The sequence below is a fragment of the Nocardioides sp. genome (assembly GCF_030149505.1).
In the GTDB taxonomy this organism is placed as follows: Bacteria; Actinomycetota; Actinomycetes; order Propionibacteriales; family Nocardioidaceae; genus Nocardioides.
Genome location: NZ_JASBRN010000074.1, coordinates 1 through 13,864, shown reverse-complemented (window position 1 = coordinate 13,864; position 13,864 = coordinate 1). Strand labels below are relative to the sequence as shown.

At 72.6% G+C, this 13,864-nt stretch carries 15 protein-coding genes; 6 read left to right on the top strand and 9 right to left on the bottom strand.

Translation table 11 applies throughout. The features are described 5' to 3' along the window. Nucleotides 1-35: 35 nt before the first annotated feature. From Q1V71_RS16865 to Q1V71_RS16845, 5 genes are all read right to left on the bottom strand, one after another. The gene (locus tag Q1V71_RS16865) at nucleotides 36-743 is read right to left on the bottom strand and encodes a YoaK family protein (RefSeq protein WP_292607207.1); all 708 of its coding nucleotides are present in this window, start codon (nucleotides 741-743) and stop codon (nucleotides 36-38) included. A gap of 42 nt (nucleotides 744-785) precedes the next feature. Further along, nucleotides 786-1,790 (bottom strand): SGNH/GDSL hydrolase family protein, encoded by a 1,005-nt coding sequence (locus tag Q1V71_RS16860; protein WP_300645295.1) that lies wholly within the window; start codon nucleotides 1,788-1,790, stop codon nucleotides 786-788. A 31-nt stretch (nucleotides 1,791-1,821) separates the two neighbouring features. Beyond that, complete coding sequence (locus tag Q1V71_RS16855) at nucleotides 1,822-2,085, bottom strand: metal-sensitive transcriptional regulator (RefSeq protein WP_300645383.1); 264 nt, start codon at nucleotides 2,083-2,085, stop codon at nucleotides 1,822-1,824. A 392-nt stretch (nucleotides 2,086-2,477) separates the two neighbouring features. Then, complete coding sequence (ychF, locus tag Q1V71_RS16850) at nucleotides 2,478-3,569, bottom strand: redox-regulated ATPase YchF (RefSeq protein WP_300645293.1); 1,092 nt, start codon at nucleotides 3,567-3,569, stop codon at nucleotides 2,478-2,480. An 87-nt stretch (nucleotides 3,570-3,656) separates the two neighbouring features. Continuing rightward, nucleotides 3,657-4,484, bottom strand: a complete 828-nt coding sequence (locus Q1V71_RS16845; RefSeq protein WP_300645292.1) for a M57 family metalloprotease — start codon at nucleotides 4,482-4,484, stop codon at nucleotides 3,657-3,659. 89 nt (nucleotides 4,485-4,573) lie between these two features. Between Q1V71_RS16845 and Q1V71_RS16840 the strand changes: the two genes are divergently transcribed. Beyond that, nucleotides 4,574-5,374, top strand: coding sequence for an exodeoxyribonuclease III (locus Q1V71_RS16840; protein WP_367280157.1), 801 nt, complete (start codon nucleotides 4,574-4,576; stop codon nucleotides 5,372-5,374). 85 nt (nucleotides 5,375-5,459) lie between these two features. Further along, entirely contained in the window at nucleotides 5,460-6,524 is a 1,065-nt protein-coding gene (locus Q1V71_RS16835; RefSeq protein WP_300645291.1) for a DNA recombination protein RmuC, read from the top strand. Nucleotides 6,525-6,530: 6 nt separating this feature from the next. Here the strand turns inward: Q1V71_RS16835 and Q1V71_RS16830 are convergent, their stop codons facing one another. Continuing rightward, nucleotides 6,531-7,682 carry a hypothetical protein gene (locus Q1V71_RS16830; protein ID WP_300645289.1) on the bottom strand — a complete coding sequence of 384 codons (1,152 nt, stop codon included), beginning with the start codon at nucleotides 7,680-7,682 and terminating at the stop codon, nucleotides 6,531-6,533. Nucleotides 7,683-7,707: 25 nt separating this feature from the next. Then, nucleotides 7,708-8,331 carry an L-threonylcarbamoyladenylate synthase gene (locus Q1V71_RS16825; protein ID WP_300645287.1) on the bottom strand — a complete coding sequence of 208 codons (624 nt, stop codon included), beginning with the start codon at nucleotides 8,329-8,331 and terminating at the stop codon, nucleotides 7,708-7,710. Between the two features lie 88 nt (nucleotides 8,332-8,419). On the opposite strand from Q1V71_RS16825, the gene Q1V71_RS16820 reads away from it, so the two are divergent. After that, a complete protein-coding gene (locus Q1V71_RS16820) occupies nucleotides 8,420-10,420 on the top strand; it encodes a hypothetical protein (RefSeq protein ID WP_300645285.1) in 2,001 nt (666 codons plus the stop codon). 51 nt (nucleotides 10,421-10,471) lie between these two features. Here the strand turns inward: Q1V71_RS16820 and Q1V71_RS16815 are convergent, their stop codons facing one another. Further along, a complete protein-coding gene (locus Q1V71_RS16815; protein WP_300645284.1) occupies nucleotides 10,472-11,479 on the bottom strand; it encodes a 4-hydroxy-3-methylbut-2-enyl diphosphate reductase in 1,008 nt (335 codons plus the stop codon). A gap of 45 nt (nucleotides 11,480-11,524) precedes the next feature. Between Q1V71_RS16815 and xseA the strand changes: the two genes are divergently transcribed. Then, entirely contained in the window at nucleotides 11,525-12,817 is a 1,293-nt protein-coding gene (gene xseA / locus Q1V71_RS16810) for an exodeoxyribonuclease VII large subunit (protein ID WP_300645283.1), read from the top strand. Continuing rightward, nucleotides 12,814-13,050: an exodeoxyribonuclease VII small subunit gene (locus Q1V71_RS16805; RefSeq protein WP_300645282.1), complete on the top strand. Its 237-nt coding sequence runs from the start codon at nucleotides 12,814-12,816 to the stop codon at nucleotides 13,048-13,050. Before xseA ends, Q1V71_RS16805 begins: the two co-directional genes overlap by 4 nt. A 45-nt stretch (nucleotides 13,051-13,095) precedes the next feature. Here the strand turns inward: Q1V71_RS16805 and Q1V71_RS16800 are convergent, their stop codons facing one another. Next, nucleotides 13,096-13,641, bottom strand: a complete 546-nt coding sequence (locus Q1V71_RS16800; protein WP_300645280.1) for a DUF4245 domain-containing protein — start codon at nucleotides 13,639-13,641, stop codon at nucleotides 13,096-13,098. Between the two features lie 86 nt (nucleotides 13,642-13,727). Here Q1V71_RS16800 and Q1V71_RS16795 point away from each other — a divergent pair. Then, nucleotides 13,728-13,864, top strand: a 137-nt coding sequence (locus Q1V71_RS16795) for an excisionase family DNA-binding protein (RefSeq protein WP_300645380.1), incomplete at its 3' end; no start/stop codon positions are given.

The window sequence follows — 13,864 nt, the reverse complement described above, 5'->3', positions numbered from 1 at the left end:
ATCCAGGGCGCGTTTCACGCACTGGCACGTTCGTTTCAGGGTTGTGAAATGTGCAGCCGCCCGTGCGTGGAGCCCACCAGCGTGGCCGCCAGGATGAGCACCGCGGCGAGCATGAGCCCCGCGCCGACGTGGATCTTCAGCAGCGCGGCACCGACGGCCGCGCCGGCCAGGATCAGCACCACGGCCAGGAAGCGACGTCCCGAGCCACCCCCGTCGGTGCGCGACTTCCCCGAGCCCAGGCGGGAGTCGGCGGCCAGGCCGGTGATCGTGGAGGTGACGACCACGGTGGTGACGTCCTTGACCGCGACGAAGCGCGCGGTGGCGGCCTGGAGCCCCATCGCCGCACCGAGCAGCGTCGTGACCGGCAGCCCCACCGCGGGGTCGGGGTGGTCCCCGACCACCAGCAGCACCACGGCGAGCCCCAGGCAGACCAGTCCGACGGTGAGGAAGAGCGCGGTGGTCAGGCCGGTCCACTTGCCGGCGGCGCGCTTGAGCACCCGGCCACCCAGCGCGGCCCCCGCCATGAAGCCGACCAGCGCCAGCACCGGGCCGACCACCGGCAGGTCCTCGGCGCCGACGACCGCCATGCCGAGGATCACGACGTTGCCGGTCATGTTGCCGGTGAAGACCCGGTCCAGGCCCAGGAAGCCCACCGCGTCCACGATGCCGGTCGTGAAGGTGAGCACCAGCATCAGCACCAGGTGCAGCCGATCGGCGGGGACGGCGGCGAGTCGGTTCGTCACGCTCCCATTGTGGGGGCAGGGCCGCTCCGAGGCGGTGGCCGGTCAGTCGAAGATGTCGGGGTCCCGCTGGCGGAGGTGGTCGAGGATCGCGGCGGCCTGACCGCGGGCGCCGGCCGCGTTGGGGTGGGCCGGGACGCCCATCGCCGGGTCGTTGGCCGAGGGACCGTAGACCTCGGCCCAGCGGACGTTGGGGTCACCGCACAGGTCGACGCCCTCCGGCGTACGGCGGTAGGTGTTGACGTACTCCGCGCCGCCGCGGCGGGCCGCGCGCTTGACCATCTTGTTGAGCTGACGGAACTTCTGGGAGATCCAGGCCATGTCCTCGTCGGAGGCCGGGACCGTGGGGTAGCACCCGTGGTCGGGCACGACGTCGATGTAGTCGATGGCCAGGATGCGTGCACCGGGCGAGATGTCGTGGATGGTGCGGAAGGCGCGTACGAGCTTCTTGGTCGACTGCCGGATGTTGCGGCCGATCTGGTCGTAGCCGTCGGCGGTGTACTTCGCCTTGCACCCGCCGAACGGCAGGCCGGCACCGGAGTCGGTGATCGGGTTGTCCACGGGGATCAGACCCAGGCAGTCCAGGCCCGCACTGGCGACCCCGGCGTCGTTGCCGCCGATGCCGACGGTGACCAGGTCGGTGGTGGGGCTGAGCCGGTCGAACTGCGGCGGGTTGGTGCCGCCCAGCGGGAGACCCGTCTGCGGCTCGTAGAAGTCGTCGGTCGTGGCCGAGCCGCACGAGGCGTCGCGGAACTCCCCGACGCTGAGGGCCTCGGCGAGGATCTTGGGGTAGTTGCGGTGCGACTGGGCGCAGTCGATGGGTGCGTGGGTGGTGTCGGGCACCCCGTCGCGGTTGAGGATGACGACGTCGGCGGTCCAGGAGTCGCCGAGTGCGACGTACTCCATCCCGGCCGGCGGCAGGCGACGCTCGGGGGTGGGCGCAGCGGCTCCGGGGGCCGGGAGCAGGGTGGTGGCGAGGGACAGCGGCAGCGCGACCGCGGCGGTCAGCCCTGCGACTCGGCGCGAGCGGTGGCGGCGGAGGTCGGACACGTAGTGACCAACGCCACACCCCGCCTCGAGGTCACGCGAGGGAGAGGAAAAGCTTCTCCATCTTCTTCAGGTCCTCCTCGGCCGGGGTGCCGTCGGCCATGCAGTCCTGCAGCCCGGTGGCCACGATGGCGAAGCCGCTGCGCGCGATCGCCTTGTTGACCGCCGCGAGCTGGGTCAGGACCGACTCGCAGTCCGACCCCTCCTCCATCATCCGGATCACGCTGGCCAGGTGCCCGTGGGCACGCTTCATGCGCAGGATGATCGCGCGGATGTCCTGTGTCTTGTTCAGCTCGATCTGGTTGATCATCGCGTGGAAGCGGTCGTCGTGGGACCGCAGTGCCTGGAGGACCTGCCAGACGACCTTGTACTTCTGGTTGTCCCTCAGGGCTTCCTCGGGTGCTTGGCCGGAGGGCACGACGATGGGCAGCACGATGTATCCGAGTTCTTTGCCGGGGGCTCGTCGCATGACCCGGCCCACGGACTGCACGACATCGACTTGGGAGCCGCGTGCGGTCTTCGTTTTTACCTGCGCGAGGTAGCCGCAGAAGTCGCAGACGACATCAGCGCACTTGAAGTTGGCGGGCAGCACACGCAGTGTCCGACTGGCGGTCTTGCAACCGGGACAGGTGACGTTCTTGGCGACAACCAGTTCTCCGCGCGACCCAAGGGCCTGCCTAGCGGTCGGGCTCACTTGTTGCCAGAACCTGTTGCAGAGAATCGGAACTCCACCACGTCGCCGTCGGCCATGACGTAGTCCTTGCCCTCCATGCGGACCTTGCCGGCCTCCTTGGCCTTGGCCATCGAGCCCGCGGCGACGAGGTCGTCGAAGGAGACGACCTCGGCCTTGATGAAGCCCTTCTCGAAGTCGGTGTGGATCACGCCGGCGGCCTGCGGGGCGGTGGCGCCCTGCTTGATGGTCCAGGCGCGCGACTCCTTGGGGCCGGCGGTGAGGTAGGTCTGCAGGCCCAGCGTGGCGAACCCGACGCGGGCCAGCACCTCCAGTCCGGGCTCGGTGACACCGGCCTCGGCCAGGAACTCCGCGGCCTCCTCGTCGTCGAGCTCGACCAGCTCGGACTCGAACTTGGCGTCGAGGAAGATCGCCTCGGCGGGCGCGACGATCTCGCGCATCCGGGCCTTGAGCTCCTCGTCGGCCAGCTCGTCGGAGTCGCAGTTGAAGACGTAGATGAACGGCTTGGCCGTCAGCAGCGACAGCTCGCGCAGCAGGGAGCGGTCGATCGAGGTGCTGATGATCGGGGTGCCCGACTCCAGCGCCTCCTTGGCCTCGCGGGCCGCGTCGAGGTTGGCCACGAGGTCCTTGACCTTGCGCGACTCCTTCTCCAGGCGGGCGATCGCTCGGTCCACGGTCTCGAGGTCGGCGAAGATCAGCTCGGTCTGGATGGTCGAGATGTCGTTGGCGGGGTTGACCTCGCCGTCGACGTGGGTGACGTCCTCGTCGCGGAAGACCCGGGTCACCTGGCAGATCGCCGCGGACTCGCGGATGTGGGCGAGGAACTTGTTGCCCAGGCCCTCGCCCTGGGAGGCGCCGCGGACGATGCCGGCGATGTCGACGAACTCCACGGTCGCCGGGAGCTGCCGCTCGGAGCCGAAGATCTCGGCCAGCACCGGGAGCCGGGGGTCCGGCACGCCGACCACGCCGACGTTGGGCTCGATGGTGGCGAACGGGTAGTTCGCCGCGAGCACGTCGTTCTTGGTCAGGGCGTTGAAGAGGGTGGACTTGCCGGCGTTGGGCAGTCCGACGATGCCGATGGTGAGGGCCACGGGCGGCGAGTCTAGGTCTCGCGCCCGTGGCCCTCCCAATCACAGGCCGGCGTACGCCGGCTCGGTCAGCCCCTCAAGAGCAGGGCCTCACGCGCCGTACAGCGCCGCCGCGCCCTGGCGGTCGGTCGCGGTCATGCTCAGGTCGTCCGAGGACCCGTTGCACTGCGGGTAGTGCATGATCGAGGCCGAGTCGTAGGCGGTCAGCGGACGCCAGTTGTTGTCCTCGAAGCAGGTGCCGGACTCGGGCCGCGTGTGCTCGTGGCGGAAGCCCAGGGTGTGCCCGAGCTCGTGGGCCATGATGTTGGACGGCGTCCAGGACCCGGAGGTCCAGATCGAGTCGTCGACCAGCACGTTGCGCGAGCGCTTCGGGGTGCTGGGGAAGAACGCGCGTGCGATGTACTGCGAGGTGCGCACCGGCTCGACGGAGAAGAGCACGCTGTTGTTGCGCGTCGAGCAGCTGCTGTCCTGGCTGGGCACGTGGACGAAGTCGATCGCCGACGAGGCGGCCTCCCACTGCGCCGCACCGTCGGCCATCGCCTGCACGGTGCGGGTGTAGTCGGAGCCGAACTTCGTGGACACGCAGTAGGTCAGGTTGCCGACCTGCGCCTGGCTCCACTTGTCGTCGCGGCCGCTGACGGTGTTGACCACGAGGCCGTCGTCGATCTTCCGGCCGGTGTGCTTGTCGCGCACCAGGTCGTCGTAGAACTGGCGCAGCCCGCCGTCGCTCATCACCGGCTCGTCGCCGTTGACGATGTACTGGCGGTCGCTGTCGACGAAGGTCTCGGCCTTGAACTGCTGGTAGGTGGGGGCGCTGTCCTCGGTGGCGGCGCTCGCGGTCGTGGAGCCGAGCATCGAGGCGGTGGCGGCCAGGGCGGCGGTGGCCGCGACCAGGGCGCCGGTGGTGCGGTGCTTCATGGGTGTGTTCCCTCCAGGGTCGGTGTGCCGTGCAGTCCAACCCGCTGCGTCCCCGGCCAGGAAGGGCCCGGCCGCACCACCTTTCTGCAATGCAGGAAGATGAGCCAGTGCGCCTGGCCACCTGGAACGTCAACTCCCTCCGCACCCGCATCGACCGCGTGGAGGCCTTCCTCGACCGGCACGAGGTCGACGTCCTGGCCCTGCAGGAGACCAAGGCCCGCGAGGACCAGCTCCCGCTGATGGGGCTGCAGTCGCGCGGGTACGACGTCGCGGCCGTCGGGCACGACCAGTGGAACGGTGTGGCGATCGTGAGCCGGGTCGGCCTCGACGACGTCACGGTGGGCTTCCCCGGGATGCCGGGGTACGGCGAGCCGGTCGCCGCGGAGGCCCGGGCGCTGGGGGCGGTCTGCGGCGGCGTACGGGTGTGGAGCCTGTACGTCCCCAACGGCCGCAAGCCGGCCGACCCGCACTACGTCTACAAGCTCGACTGGCTGGCGCGGCTGCGCGAGGCCGCCGGCGACTGGCTGGGCACCCCGACGGCGATGGTCGGCGACTGGAACATCTGCCCGACCGACGACGACGTCTTCGACGTCAGCCAGTTCAGGAACAGCACCCATGTCACGCCGCCCGAGCGGGAGGCGTTCCAGCGCTTCCTCGACGACGGCTGGGCCGAGGTCACCCGCGAGCACGCACCGGGCTACACCTACTGGGACTACTACCGGCAGCGCTTCGAGCGCGACCGGGGCCTGAAGATCGACTTCGTGCTCGGGTCGCCGGAGGTCGCCGCGCGGGTGACCGGCGCCTTCGTCGACCGCGACGAGCGCGACCCGGCCCAGGGCACCGGCAACCCCTCGGACCACGCGCCGGTGGTCGTCGACCTGGCCGACTGACCCGACTGCGCCTCCCCGCGGTCGTCGCGACACGCACGGGAGCCGCGCGGGCGCCGTTGTCGGTGGCCGCCGCCACCATGGCGCCATGAGCCTCTCCACCACCCTCGCGCTCCTCCTGGTGCTGCTCGTCGGGATCGGCCTCGGCCTCGCGCTGGGGCTGGCCCTCGGCGTGCTGCGGCGCCCGGCCTCCGCGGTGGACCCGGAGGTGCACGACGTGCTGGAGGGCCTGGACCGACTCCACGACCACCTGCGCGACCTCGAGCACGCGCGGTCCTCGTGGCAGGGCCAGCTGCACCAGCAGGTCGACGACGTACGCCGCAGCGCCGAGGGCCTGCGGCGCGAGACCCACCAGCTCACGACCGCGCTGCGCCGCCCGCAGGTGCGCGGGCGCTGGGGCGAGCTGCACCTGCGGCGCACCGTCGAGCTCGCCGGCCTGGTGGACCGGTGCGACTTCTCCGAGCAGGTTCGCCTGGAGCAGGGCGCGCTGCGGCCCGACCTGGTGGTGCACCTCGCGGGCGGGCGCGACGTGGTCGTGGACGCCAAGGTCCCGCTGGACGCCTACCTCGACGCCACGGCGGCCGGCGATGACGCCGAGCGCGACCAGCACCTGCAGCGCCACGCCCGCCAGGTGCGCACGCACGTCGACCAGCTCGGGTCGAAGGCCTACTGGCGGGCGCTGGAGGCGACACCGGAGTTCGTCGTGCTGTTCGTGCCCGCCGAGTCCTTCCTCTCCGCCGCGCTCGACGCCGATCCCGGCCTGCTCGAGCACGCCGCCACCCGCCAGGTCGTGCTCGCCTCCCCCACGACGCTCATCGCCCTGCTCCGCACCGTGGCCCACGGCTGGCAGCACGAGGCGCTCGCCGCCCAGGCGCAGGAGATCCACCGGCTCGGACGCGAGCTGCACGGGCGGCTGCAGACCCTCGACGGCCACCTCGACCGGGTCGGGCGCAGCCTCAACGCCGCCGTGGGCTCCTACAACGCCGCCATGGGCTCGCTGGACTCGCGGGTGCTGGTCTCGGCGCGACGCTTCAGCGAGCTCGCCGTCACCGACGAGGAGCTGCCGGCCCCGAGGCCGGTGGACCTGCGGGCCGTGGAACGTAGAGGCGAGGAGCGCCGGGCGGGCGAGGACCCGGTGCCGGAGGTCGGCTGACCGGGGTCAGCCGACCCACAGGGGCTGGAAGGCCTCCGTGGTGCGGTCCACGATGCTGACCTCGCCCCGCTCCACCCGGAACAGGATCGTGTGGGTCAGCCCCGCTTCCGCGTCGCGGTACCGCAGCGAGACCAGGCGGCCGGGCAGGACCCGCGCCGTGAGCCGGGTGTAGGTCGGGACGTCGCCGCCACGAGCGCGCCGGACCAGCTGCCGGGGGGTGCTCGACGTGCCGAGGGCCAACAGGATGACCTCGTCGGCCACGTCGGCACGTGACTGGGCACGCAGCAGGTCGACGACGCGTTCCTGGCGCACGCTCGTGCCCTTCTCGGGCAGGGCCAGCTGCTGGTCGCCGTACTCCCAGGTATGCGTCAGGGTCGTCGTCACCCGCCCACCGTCGACGGCCGGGCTCGTGAACTCCTCCTCGTAGGACACCAGCGCGCCGTCGGCGTCGAAGGTGAAGACCAGCAGACCCGCCTCACCGGACTCACCGGCCTCGAGCCGCAGCTGCTCACCACCCGTCTCGGTGGGCGCGCTGGTCGAGGTCAGGGGGAGTCCTTCGGCCTCGGCTGTCCGGGCCATCGCCGCCACCCCGCTGGCACCCAGGTCACCGGCGAGCAGCAGCAGGAAGCGGCTGGGGTGCTCGATGCTGTACCGGTCAGGCTCGAACTCGTCACGCACCCACACCCGCTGGTCCGGCAGCACGCTGCGCACGCGACGAATGTCGACCTTGTCGGTCAGCGCAGGCAGGTCCTCGAACGCCCGGAAGCGTCGGAGGTCGAACAGGGTGACTCCCGACCCCAGCTCGGCCGGAGCCTGCTCCCGCGCGACCTTGGCCACCGGGTCGAGGGCGGTGGTGTAGGTCAGCACCTCGCCGCTGAAGTCGTCGGTGCGGGTCGCCTCCCAACCGACCTGCGCGGCAGCCGCGGTCTCGTCGCTCGCCGCCCGCAGACGCTCTTCGAAGGCATCGACCACGGCCTGGTTCTCGGCGGTCAACGCCGGTTGAGCCCCTGTCCCAGCGCCCGTCACCGTGGAAGTGGTCGGCGAGGAGTCGGAGGCCGAGGCCGCCTGCATCGGCACGGCGGCGACGGCGCAGGCGGTGACAGCAGTCAGGAGGACGGGGGCGAGCGTGCGGGTACGGGCGCGGGTGTTCCAGGTCACAGGGCGTTCCTCCCACCCGTCTCGTCTACTCAAACCGAGACGGGTCTCCCGCACCGTGGCGCAGCACCTCGGGGGCGCCGGCGGACCAGTCCACGACGGTCGTCGGCTCGGCCGGGACCTCGCCGGCCTCGAGGACGATGTCGACCTGGTGGTCGAGGTCCTCCTTGACCTCCCAGCCCATCGTGCGCGGCTCGGTCTCGCCGGGCAGGATCAGCGAGCTCGAGAGCAGCGGCTCCCCCAGCTCGGCGAGGATCGCGGCCACGACCGGGTGGTCGGGGATGCGCACGCCGACGGTCTTCTTCTTCGGGTGCAGCAGTCGCCGCGGAACCTCCGGGGTGCCGGGGAGGATGAAGGTGTAGGGCCCGGGCGTGCAGGAGCGGATCGCCCGGAAGGCGGCGTTGTCGACGTGCACGAGCTGGCCGAGCTGGCCGAAGTCGGCGCAGACCAGGGTGAAGTGGTGCCGGTCGTCGAGGCCGCGGATCCGCAGGATCCGGTCTCGGCCGTCGCGGTTGCCCACCCGACAACCCAGCGCGTAGCCCGAGTCGGTCGGGTAGGCGATCAGGGCGTCGTCGTCGCGCAGGGCCGCGACCACCTGCCCCACGAGCCGGGGCTGGGGGTCGATGGGATGGAGATCCAGGTAACGCGCCACAAGGGTGTGATCCTAAGCCCGCAACGGGTACTTCTCTCACCCGAGGACGTCGCGCACCGGGCCGGCGCCAGCACTGGGGGGTGCAGCAGTGGAGCAGGGTGCCGTCACGCGGCCGGACGATCGACGGTCCGCACGCCGGGGCTCGGCCGGAGGCGCTCGCCCACGACGCAGCCGACCCGTCGCGGCCCTCGTCGCCGCGGCGGCGGCACTGGTCGTCGGCGTCGGGCTGGTGCCCGGACCGGGTGACTTCCCGGGCGGGCCGGCGGCGGCGTACGCCGCCGAGGCACGGCTGCCCGGCGCGCTGTCGACCACGCAGGCCGAGCGCCGCACCGTGCTGGTGCCGGTGCCCGAGGGCGTGGTGCTTCGGCGGCTCGTCGGCACGGTCCGCGTGGCCGCCGTCGAGCCGGGGGTTCCCGCCCCGACCGGCGCCGGACGGCTCCAGGTGCTGGTCGGCGACCGCGTCGCCGCGACCCTCCCCGCCCAGCCGAGGCAGCCGCTGCGCACGGTCGTGCGCCGCTCGGACCTCGACCGGGACGGGCGGCTCCCCGTGACCCTGCAGTGGACCGGTGGGTGCGCCCCGCCCGGCGTGGCCGCCACCCTCACCGACCTGCGCCTGCTCCACGGCGGCACGGAGCGGCCTCCCAGCACCGAGCGTGCCTTCCTCGGCGAGGCCGTCAGCCGGGTCGACGTCGTGGTGCCGGGCTCGGCTCGCGACGACCTGCTCGAGGCAGGCCTGCAGGTGGTCGCGCTGCTCAGCAGGAGGTACGGCGAGGACGTGCCCGTCGCGATGTCGACCGCCGACGCCGTGCTGCCCCGCGTCGGTGCGGGCCAGCGGGTCGTGCGGCTCGAGCCCGGGGGGACCCTCAGCCGCGGCATCGAGCAGCGGTTCGGGCTGTGGACCCTCGCGCTGCGCGGACCCGGTCCCGAGCTGGTCGAGGTCGTGCGCGACGCCGTGCGCGAGCCAGCTGCAGCGCGCGGTCCGGCGACCTCCACGGGCGGCGAGCCCCTGACCCTCGACGAGCTCGGCACGCCCGCCGCCACCCTGGCCGGCTGGGGCACCACCGTCCTGGAGGTGCCGCTCCCCCGGGACCTGCTCGGCGGCCCGGGGATCGACCTCGACGTGCGGCTGGTCGGGTCCCGCACGGCAGTGGCCGACGGCACGACCGCGCGGGTGGACGTGCGGGTCGACGGTGTGCTGCTGGAGTCCCGCGACCTCGCAGCCGACGAGGGGAGCACGCTCGACCTCCCCATCACGGTGCCGGCCGACCGGGTCGGCCCCGGCAGCACGCTCGAGATCTCCCTCACCGCGGCGCCGGCGGGCGGCTGCGCCGAGGCGACCTCGACGCTCCCGGTCTCCGTGGAGCTCGACGGTGCGCGCAGCACCGTCACCCCGGTCGCCCCGGACGAGCCGGACGCCACCCCGCGCGCCGGGCTCGACCGGTTCCCCGCAGCCCTCAACGGGAGGCTGCCCGTCGGGGTGGCGACCGACGGCCGCTCGCGTGTCACGGAGACGATGCGGGCCGCCCGGCTCGTCGCCGCGCTCCAGCGCCTCGCCGGCCTGCCGCTCGCGATCGAGCTGGTGGACGCCGACGACCTGCTCGCCGACGACCGGCCCGGCCTCCTCGTCGGCGCCGACGACCAGGACACCCTGGCCGTGCAGGCACCGGTGGCGCTCGAGGCCGGCGGCGGGCTGGACGCGCTGCCCCTGGACGAGCCGTTCGCCGCGCTCCAGGCCGTGCGGCACCGCGACCGCGACCTGCTGCTGCTGGGAGCCTGGGCGCCCCGGGAGGCGCAGGCCGACGTCGGACCGCTCGTCGACCTGCTGCTCGACCGGGTCACCGACCGCGGCGCGGCCGCCTGGGCCGGCGGCGCGCTCGTCCTGCCCGGCTCCGGCGACCCGATCACCACGGACCCGGCCCCGCCCTCGGACCCGACCACCGAGCCCGAGCGGGAGAACACCTACGCGCCCTACCTCGTCGCCGCCGCGGTGGTCCTCGGGCTGCTGCTGGTCACGCAGGTCGTCGCCATGGTGCGCCGCGAGCGCCGCCGACGTGCCACGACGGCGACCGGTGCGAGCGGGAGCCGCTGATGCGGGACGACCGCCCGGCGGCGTACCGCGGGGTCGGGCAGGGGCCCGGGCTCAGCCCTGGGCTGCGGCCGCGGCCTTGAGGTCGCGGCGCAGCTCCTTGGGCAGGGCGAAGATGAGCGACTCCTCGGCGGTCTGCACGGCCTTCGCGTCGGGGTAGCCGCGCTCGGCGAGGAACTCCAGCACGCCGTCGACCAGTGCCTCGGGCACGCTGGCGCCGGAGGTTACCGAGACGGTGCGCACGCCGTCGAGCCAGGCCTCGTCGATCTCGCTGGCGTCGTCGACGCGGTAGGAGGCCTTGGCCCCGGCCTCGAGCGCCACCTCGACCAGGCGCACGGAGTTGGAGGAGTTGCCGGAGCCGACGACGATCACGAGGTCGGCGTCCTTGGCGATCTCCTTGACCGCGAGCTGGCGGTTCTGGGTGGCGTAGCAGATGTCGTCGCTGGGCGGGTCGAGCAGCAGCGGGAACTTCTCGCGGATCGCGGCGACCGTCTCCAGGGTCTCGTCGACCGAGAGCGTGGTCTGCGACAGCCAGGCGACCTTGGCGGGGTCGCGGACCTCGATCTTGTCGACGTCCCAGGGGCCCTCGACCAGCTGGATGTGCTCGGGCGCCTCGCCCGCGGTGCCCTCGACCTCCTCGTGCCCGGCGTGGCCGATCAGCAGGATGTCGTAGTCGTCGGAGGCGAAGCGACGGGCCTCGTGGTGGACCTTGGTCACCAGCGGGCAGGTGGCGTCGATGGTCTTCAGCTGCCGCTCGGCGGCCTGGTCGTGCACCGCGGGGCTGACGCCGTGCGCGGAGAAGACGACGGTCTGGCCCTCCGGGACCTCGTCGAGCTCCTCGACGAAGATCGCGCCGCGGGCCTCGAGGTCGGAGACGACGTGCTTGTTGTGCACGATCTGCTTGCGGACGTAGACCGGGGCGCCGTAGAGGTCGAGCGCCTTCTCGACGGTGACGACGGCCCGGTCGACACCGGCGCAGTAGCCCCGGGGAGCTGCGAGCAGCACCGCCTTGTCGGCCTCGTCGGGGGTCAGCACCGGCGGCATGCCCATGTCGGTCGTCATGCCTGCCATCGTACGGGCGTCGGCACCACCCTCTAACCTCGCCGCATGGCCCTGGAGACCTCCCCCGCCGCGCCCGTCGCGGTGCGCACGGTCGCCAACGCCATCGGCGGGTGGATCGACCGGCTCGGCGCGGTCTGGGTCGAGGGGCAGGTCGCGCAGCTCAACCGGAGGCAGGGCACCAACACCGTCTTCCTCACGCTGCGCGACTCCGTCGCGGACATCTCCGTCCGGGTGACGTGCAGCCGGCAGGTGTTCGACTCGCTGAACCCGCCGGTGGTCGAGGGAGCCAGCGTGGTCGTCCTCGCCAAGCCGTCGTACTACGCGAACCGCGGCACGTTCAGCCTCTACGCGACCGAGATCCGGATGGTCGGGCTCGGGGAGCTGCTCGCCCGGCTGGAACGCCGGCGGCAGCTGCTGGCGGCGGAAGGGTTGTTCGTCCGGGAGCTGAAGAAGTCGCTGCCGTTCCTGCCCGGGACGGTCGGTCTCGTCACGGCCCCCAACTCCGCGGCCGAGCGCGACGTCCTCGAGAACGCCCGCCGGAGGTGGCCGGCGGTCCGGTTCGCGGTCCGCTACGCGGCGATGCAGGGCCAGAACGCCGCCCGCGAGGTGATGGAGGGTCTTGCCTCGCTGGACCGCGACGACGAGGTCGACGTCATCGTCGTCGCCCGCGGCGGCGGCTCGGTCGAGGACCTGCTGCCGTTCTCCGACGAGGGCCTGGTCCGTGCCGTGCACACCACGAGAACGCCGGTGGTCTCCGCGATCGGACACGAGCAGGACAGTCCCCTGCTGGACCTGGTGGCCGACCATCGCGCCTCGACCCCCACCGACGCGGCGAAGCTGGTCGTTCCCGACGTCGCCGAGGAGACCCAGCGCGTGGCCGCGCTCCGCGAGCAGGGCCGCCGCGTGATCGTCGGCTGGGTCGACCAGGAGCAGTCCCGACTGGACGCGGTCCGGCAGCGGCCCAGCCTGGCGGACCCCCATCGCGGGCTGGCCGACCAGACGGGCCAGGTTCTCGAGCTGCGTGACCGGGCACGCCGCACGCTCGGCCACCAGCTCGACCGTTCGCACGGGGACCTGGAGCACCGGTTGGCACGGGTGCGCAGCCTGTCCCCGCTGGCCACGCTGGAGCGCGGCTACGCGGTCGTGCAGGACGGCGACGGCCACGTCGTGACGGCAGCGGCCCAGGTGGAGCGGGACGACCCGGTCTCGGTCCGCGTGCACGACGGCCGGTTCGCCGCGGTCGTCAGCGAGGTCCTGCCCGACCCGGCCGCGAAGCCCTCCGGCGCGCCGGCCGACCCCGGCCCACCCGACGACGACTCCGAGGAGCGCACGGCATGAGCGACAAGAGCACCGAGGCCGAGGACCCGACCGAGGGGCTCAGCTATGAGGAGGCCCGCGAGGAGCTGGTGGACGTCGTCCGGCGCCTCGAGGCCGGCGGGACCGACCTCGAGGAGTCGTTGGCGCTCTGGGAGCGCGGCGAGAAGCTCGCCCGGATCTGCCAGGCCTGGCTCGACGGCGCCCGGCGCCGGCTCGACGCCGCCATCGAGGAGCGCGACACCCCCACCGAGTGACCGCCGACCCGGCGCTACTGCACCGCGGACCGCGCCGACCCGTCGCTACTGCAGGGCAGCCGGCTGCTCCTGCAGCAGCCCGAGGTAGCGCATCAGCAGGTCTACGTCGCCGGTCGTGACGAGCAGGGTGGTGACCTCCCGGTCCGTCTTGACCAGTGCGGTGTCGCCGCCGGAGTCGGTCCACGTCCGCCACGACTCCCCGCCCACGTCGACGGCCTCGCCGCGGACCGCGTCGCGGTCGACGTACGTCGCGACCATGTCACGGACCGACGAGCGCGACTGCTCGAGACCGAGGTAGCGCTGCTCCTCGGTCAGCACGCGCAGGTGCCACGACGGCGGGGTGACCGTGAACTCGGCGACCGTCGCGCGCCAACCCGCGGGCAGCTCCGGTGGCGCCAGCAGCGGGAAGTCGACCTGTTCGCGAGCCGCCGCGACGACGGGCTGGTAGTCGACGGTCCGGACGGCGCTCTCCGGCTCGGTCCGGTTGACCGCCCGGAACACCACGAAGACGGCGATGATCGCGAGCAGCACGATCATCGCTCCGACCATGCCCGAGGCGGAGCGCTGGTACCGCCCTGCTTGCTGACTCACCCTCCTATCGTCGCAGGGCGATCCAGGCAGGCCGCAACCAGGGCCGGAGACGCACATGCGACATCAGATGGGTGTTTCAGCCGCAGATGCGGCACACTTGGAGCGTGAGCACCTTCCGAATTGCTGAGGCGGCGGAACTGCTGGGCGTGAGCACCGACACCCTTCGGCGCTGGATCGACGCCGGCCGGATCGAAGCCTCCCGCGAGTCCGGCCGGACCGTGAT

What these genes read in the sequence shown, in the direction of transcription:
- Q1V71_RS16805 (WP_300645282.1), top strand. Translation starts at nt 12,814, where the DNA reads ATGAGCGACAAGAGCACCGAGGCCGAGGACCCGACCGAGGGGCTCAGC.
- Q1V71_RS16835 (WP_300645291.1), top strand. Translation starts at nt 5,460, where the DNA reads ATGAGCCTCTCCACCACCCTCGCGCTCCTCCTGGTGCTGCTCGTCGGG.
- Q1V71_RS16840 (WP_367280157.1), top strand. Translation starts at nt 4,574, where the DNA reads ATGCAGGAAGATGAGCCAGTGCGCCTGGCCACCTGGAACGTCAACTCC.
- xseA (WP_300645283.1), top strand. Translation starts at nt 11,525, where the DNA reads ATGGCCCTGGAGACCTCCCCCGCCGCGCCCGTCGCGGTGCGCACGGTC.
- Q1V71_RS16845 (WP_300645292.1), bottom strand. Translation starts at nt 4,484, where the DNA reads ATGAAGCACCGCACCACCGGCGCCCTGGTCGCGGCCACCGCCGCCCTG.
- Q1V71_RS16815 (WP_300645284.1), bottom strand. Translation starts at nt 11,479, where the DNA reads ATGACGACCGACATGGGCATGCCGCCGGTGCTGACCCCCGACGAGGCC.